7 protein-coding genes are annotated in these 6,005 nt (G+C 49.4%); all 7 read right to left on the minus strand.

Annotated elements, in window-relative coordinates; genetic code table 11:
• On the minus strand, nt 1-832 hold an 832-nt coding region (locus OEM52_13315; protein ID MDK9701115.1), incomplete at its 3' end, for a flagellar hook-basal body complex protein.
• A gap of 160 nt (nt 833-992) precedes the next feature.
• Nucleotides 993-1,445 (minus strand): flagellar protein, encoded by a 453-nt coding sequence (locus OEM52_13320; protein ID MDK9701116.1) that lies wholly within the window; start codon nt 1,443-1,445, stop codon nt 993-995.
• A 1-nt stretch (nt 1,446) separates the two neighbouring features.
• Nucleotides 1,447-2,148, minus strand: a complete 702-nt coding sequence (locus tag OEM52_13325) for a hypothetical protein (protein MDK9701117.1) — start codon at nt 2,146-2,148, stop codon at nt 1,447-1,449.
• Nucleotides 2,149-2,163: 15 nt separating this feature from the next.
• On the minus strand, nt 2,164-3,495 hold the full coding sequence (locus OEM52_13330) for a hypothetical protein (protein MDK9701118.1): 1,332 nt from the start codon (nt 3,493-3,495) through the stop codon (nt 2,164-2,166).
• 3 nt (nt 3,496-3,498) lie between these two features.
• Nucleotides 3,499-4,266, minus strand: coding sequence for a hypothetical protein (locus OEM52_13335; GenBank protein ID MDK9701119.1), 768 nt, complete (start codon nt 4,264-4,266; stop codon nt 3,499-3,501).
• Nucleotides 4,267-4,269: 3 nt separating this feature from the next.
• The gene (locus tag OEM52_13340) at nt 4,270-4,707 is read right to left on the minus strand and encodes a flagellar FliJ family protein (GenBank protein ID MDK9701120.1); all 438 of its coding nucleotides are present in this window, start codon (nt 4,705-4,707) and stop codon (nt 4,270-4,272) included.
• A gap of 2 nt (nt 4,708-4,709) precedes the next feature.
• Entirely contained in the window at nt 4,710-5,981 is a 1,272-nt protein-coding gene (locus tag OEM52_13345) for a FliI/YscN family ATPase (protein ID MDK9701121.1), read from the minus strand.
• Nucleotides 5,982-6,005 lie beyond the last annotated feature (24 nt).

The raw sequence follows: 6,005 nt of genomic DNA on the forward strand, positions 1-6,005 counted from the left end.
CATTGATTAAATCACCGATGGTTGAATTCACCGACAATCCGGTAATCGCTTGTGCTGCGCCGCCATCCACCGCTACCGAGAAATTCACTCCGGTAACGTTGCTTGCCCCACCGACATCCCCCAACCGCGTAGAAAGTGAACCAACCGGCAGTGAACTCATCATATCACGGGTTGCATTCGCTCCGGTAACGATAATCGTATGAACGCCGCCGCTGCCGTCGGCTGCAGTACCGCTTACCTGATTGATACCAGTCGTTCCGGCTCCACCCAATGTTGCAGCGGATGTTGTCGCGTCGGCGTCGAGATTTGAGGCAAACGTGATTTCGCTGGTTGCTTTCGCGGCAAGCTTGAGCGATAACGGAAGCTGTAAAATATCCGATGCGCTGGCACCAGAGATGTTGCCATCGGCATCCGCCATCTTACCACGCAATCGGTACGGTTGCCCCTGCATGGTCATGTAGCCGTCGCCATCGAGTGAGAACGCGCCGGCACGGGTATAGTAATCTTTTGCACCATCGCTGACGACAAAGAATCCATCGCCGGAGAGCGCCATATCGAGCGTATTACCGGTTTGTTCCAAACTGCCTTGCGTGAGCACGGTATCAATGGAACTAACCCGGGTGCCTAATCCGATTTGACGGGGATTAATGCCTCCGATATCGGATGTTGGTCGGGAACCGCCAAAGAGCGTTTGCGAAAGTTGTTCTGCGAAAGTAACGCGCTCGGATTTATAACCGTGCGTATTCACGTTCGCGATGTTATGCGAAGTAACGTCCACCAACGTTTGGTGGGCCTGCAGTCCGCTGATTGCGGAATAAAGGCTCCGCATCATAAGCAACTCCTCTTTCTGCAGCGGGTCCGGTTTCTGTCATTCCACCGGAGATGCCTCCTTGTGAGGTCAAGCATTTTGTACGCTGCATTCGTTTTGTTTGCGAGAAGGGCTCGCAATTCCCGGAATAAAAAACTGTTACATGACAGCAATCGAAACTCAATTAAGCAAAGAGCATCGAATCGATGTTCGTCAAGACGCCATTCTTTAACTGTTCGACCGGCATCGCGGTTATCACGGTGCGGTTGTTGACAGCAACCACCATCGCCATATCGTCGATGACAACGGCGCTGGTTTTGGAACCTTTCGTGGCGGCGCGTTCGATTCCTTCACCCAACCGTTGAATCTCATTTCTTCCGAATGGCAGCGACCGTTGCGATATTCGGTCAATGGCATGCCGGGAGAACTCAACTGGATTTTCGTTACGCGATTGCGTTTGCTTTAGGACGTCAGCAAACGGTGTAGTGCCTGTATCAACCGGTTTGGTTGGAAGCGATGATGGGGTTGCGATTTCGTTGGGACCGCGAACTCGACCGCTATTCACAACATCGACTGGTTGAATCGGTGGATAGGGATTAATCTTGCGAATTGGATCAATGCCGTTGATACCGGTCATCTCATCCTCCTACCAAACCGAGGAATGTGCTCGGTTCGCGCACTTCCCGAACGTCGGTAAATGCGATTTCCACTCCGTTCGATGTTAAGTACGGAATCCCTCCGCGATAAACGACGCCGTCGATACGATACCATTGCGAGGGGGTCGAGGTAACCGCATTGCCGTTCGCATCGGTTCCACTCACTTGCATCGAGTAGGTGCCCGCTGCTACTGCATTGCCGAATTCGTCCTTACCATCCCACGTAACTTCACCGTCGCCCTTGCTCTTTGCGCCGAGTGTTAACGTTCGAACGACATTACCGCTGACATCGAGAATCTCTACTTTACCGGATTCGATTGCGCTCTCGAATCGATAACCGAGATCATGGGAACCGCTGCCAGTGACGGTGAGTTCGTCGCTCTCACTGCGAATCCGCTTTCCGATTAAGTTTGCGGCTAACTGGTTTTGCAGTGATTGTTGATAAACGATATCGTTGCTCAACGATTGCCCAATCGAGTTGTTGAGGTTCGTGAGTTGCTCCAATTCGCCAAGCGATGTCATTTGTTGCATCATCGCTTCGGTGTCCATCGGTGCCATGGGATCCTGATTGGCGATCTGAGCCATGAGTAATCTGAGAAAATCGTCCTTACCTAAAGTCCCGTTCGAAGTGCGCTGCATCAGCGACGACGGCGGAATTGAGGTAGAGACGGCTTCAGTAGTCATTGGTTCTCCTTTTAGTTAAGCGATCCACTCGCGGGTTGCGGTGAGCGAGCGCGAACGAATCGAGGTTCGTGAAAAATACTCGCGGGGAGATTCCTCGCGGGATGTTAAAGCCTGTCTTGCATTCGTCCCGGTGTTGTCATTTGATTGCGTGAATTGCTCCCGGAACGAGGCATTATCGTTGGTATTCGCAACGATAACTTCGGCTGGGATTCCAGAGGTTGATGTCAACGATTGCGAGAGTTGATCGCGGTGGCGGTGCAGCAAATCCTGCATAGCGGCATTGTCAGCGGAAAATGCCGCAACCCACTGACCATCCTTTTCACTCAATTCAATGAATATTTTACCGATGAGCGGTGCTGTTACAAAAAGCTCTAATGTCCGCTCGCCATCGCGTAACCGTTGCTTTATTTCGGTGCCAAGTTTTTCGACCAACGCTGGAAGTGTTGGTGCACTGATGTGTTTCGCTTGTTCAAGGTTTGCAGTAGGTTGATTCAGGGTAACTGGTTTTGTGTCGAGTGGTGCAACGAATTGACTCGTTTCGTTTTTCTTTGTTTCCACTGATTTTGGGTCGGTAGTATTTGATTGATCTTGTGGTTTTCGATTTGCAATAGTTGGTGTTTTAATTTTTACCGGATCGCTGGGATCCGTGGGTGTGGCTGTTGAAGGTGAAAGCGTTGGCGACGCAGTCTTTTGCGTTGTTTGATTTTCTTTTTTGTCGCTGGTACTTAATGGAGAAACTTGTTTAGTATCGAGTGTATCGGTTCTTGTAAGTGAAGATTTTGATTCAATGTTTCGTTCTTGTTTCGTAGGTACGAGTAATTGAAGTGGATCGGAAATGAACAACGGAGTAGCCGATATTTCAGTTGGTTTTTGTAATGCGATGGGCGGGGTTGGCGTACTGACTGAACTATCTTTGACAGCCTTAGTTACATCTTGGAAATTTTGTGCTACCGAACGATTCGCAGAAATGACCGAAAGCGGATTTGAAACAGTAGTAGATATAATATTTTGATCGACGGTTTTACCGGAGCTGTTCGCTTGTTTCGGTTTCACTGGATTCGCTGTTTGATTTGCTGGCAGTGGATTAGTTGTATTCGTTACAGTTGACTTTGGTGCGATCTGTTTAGCTGAAAGATTATCCCTACCCAATTTTGTCGGATTCATTACCGGTAATGGCGTCGCTTTCGAACTACTTTTATTACCCGAGTTGGAACGAATCTTTACTGCTTGCAGTAACTGGGAAAAATCCAACTCCAACGGACGAGTCGATAAAGAACCGATTATTGGTGTAAGACCAATCGTTTCCTTTCGAGTGCCAAATTGGATTTTTGGAGCAACAATTCCCATGGGTTACTTGCCAGATGCTTTCTTCGACGACCCCGCCGATTTTGTTGTTGTTGATTTCTCTTCGTCGCGTTTCAGGTAGTCGCCGGATTTGATGAGTAATGCGATTTGCGACGCCTTTTCAGGTTGTAATGCTGCCAACACTTTTCCGCTCTGTCGATCTTTCAATTTAACGATTACATGAGCGGCGAACTTGGGTGGAAGTTTATCAATCAGCGCAGCAGCTTCCATCGGCTTCATGTTCTCCACCATCCGTGCCACTTTCGATACTCGTTGCAATTCGGTTGAGTCGTCAATAGTCTTCTGCCGTTCCATCCCGGCAACCGTAGAAGAATATTCACTACGGCTTATATCTAATGAGTCCTTTAGCATCGACTTTGCTTGGACTGAAGTATTGTACAATGATTTCAAAGAATCGAGTTGTCGTTCAAACATGATTCGTTGAGCAACTAATAACATCGAATCGACCATGCCGGGCTTCACATAACTGATTGCCCCGGTTGAGTCGCGTTGTACTTCCGGCGCCTTCACGGTATCGATTTCAATTGAAAGATCCCGAAGCAAAGCATCACCGACAAACGGTTCAAAGGGAATCGTATCCAGTGATATTTTGGGACTATCTACCACTGGTGCGGCAGACTTTTCCGGTTTCACTGATTCCTTGGCGGGCTCATTCGCCTGTTGTTTCTTACATCCGGCACCGAGTACAAGGAGTACACTCGCAAAAAGCGCGCCAAGTATAATTCGCAAAATTCGGTCACGGACTTGATACATTATTTACAATCCGAATTTCTGGCGGAAACGGTTCCCCGCCATTTCATCGATCAGTTTATTTTCAGTTCGCCGCTCTTCGAGTAAGTACTCGTCCTGTTTCTTTTCGCGAAGCTTCTCCATCACTTTCCGTTCGCGCATAGCATCGATTAGTTCGCCTTTTTTCTTCAACTCAGTTTGGCGGGCAAAAGCGACTTGTGCCGTTTGTTTCTTCACTTTTCGCCGCATCCCACCGGCAAGCTCCGCCTCGATCTTCAACTCGCCGACACTCCCTTTCTGGTTGCGTTGTTCGCGAAACAGGATTTGTTCCTGGCGGATTTGTTGTTCCAGAGCGGCTTGCCGTTCAGTTTCCCGCATCGCTTCCACCCAATCCCGTTGTCTGAGTTCCTCGCGAATCTTCTTAACGTCAAGAATGCGCTCCAACCGGAATTGAAACTTTGCCATGATTACGCAGCCAGTTGTTGCAAGCGTTGCACGGTTTCTTCGTAGGGGGTGATTTCCGTCATTCCTTGTCGTAAAAATTCAACTATCGCCGGAAATTTTGTGATTGCCCGATCAATTGCCGGATTTGATCCGCTTGTATAGGCGCCAATGTTGATCAAATCTTCCGCTTCGCTATGGGTTGCCAAATGCGATACTACTTTCTTCGCAGCGGCATAATGCTCTTTTGACACTACATCCGGCATGACGCGCGAGATTGATTGCAGCGGATCGATTGCCGGATAACGATTCAACGAAGCGAATTTTCGTGATAGCCATAAATGCCCGTCAAGAATCGAACGGGCTGCATCGGCAATCGGTTCGGTTAAATCGTCGCCATCGACCAAAATTGTGTAAAGTCCGGTGATCGAACCGACATCGTTATTGCCTGCCCGCTCGAATAGTTTCGGTAACATTGCAAACACCGAAGGCGTATATCCTTTGGTGGTGGGCGGTTCGCCGATTGTCAATCCAACTTCGCGTTGCGCCATTGCCAATCGGGTTGCTGAGTCCATCATCAGAACGACGTCTTTTCCCTGATTCCGGAAATACTCGGCGATGGCAGTCGCGACTAACGACGCCTTTAATCGCACCAGCGCTGGTTGATCCGAGGTTGCTACAACCACTACACTGCGCTTCAATCCTTCTTCGCCCAGATCGCGTTCGATGAATTCACGAACTTCACGACCACGTTCGCCAACTAATCCAATAACGGCAACATCCGATTTTGCAAACTTCGCGATTTGTCCGAGCAATACCGATTTCCCAACACCTGAACCGGCAAAAATGCCCATCCGCTGACCTTTACCGATTGTCATAAGTGAATCGATTGCCCGCACTTGAGTGATAAACGGTTGCGAAATGCGCGTTCGGGTCAATGGATTTGGTGCAGATGCTTGCAGCGATTGCGTTTTGGTACAACGCAATGCTCCTTTGCCATCCATTGGTTTTCCTAAACCATCCAAAACCCGTCCTAACAATTCTTCTCCGACCGGAACTGTCCACTGATGTTTGAGCGCGATGACTTCGGCACCCGGTGCAATTCCTGCCGCTTCTCCCAATGGCATCAACAACACACGTCCGCTGCGAAATCCGACGACTTCGGCAGGAATCCAACCCAGCTTCGTACGAATGCGGCACGCTTCTCCCACCGTGGCATGGGGCCCTTGCGATTCGATGACGAGTCCAACGACTTGCACGACTCGCCCGGAATGCACAACTGGTGAGGCTTCACCCAAGCGGTGCCGGGTATGGGTTAAGGC

The organism is bacterium, assembly GCA_030247525.1.
Classification (GTDB): Bacteria; Electryoneota; JAOADG01; order JAOADG01; family JAOADG01; genus JAOTSC01.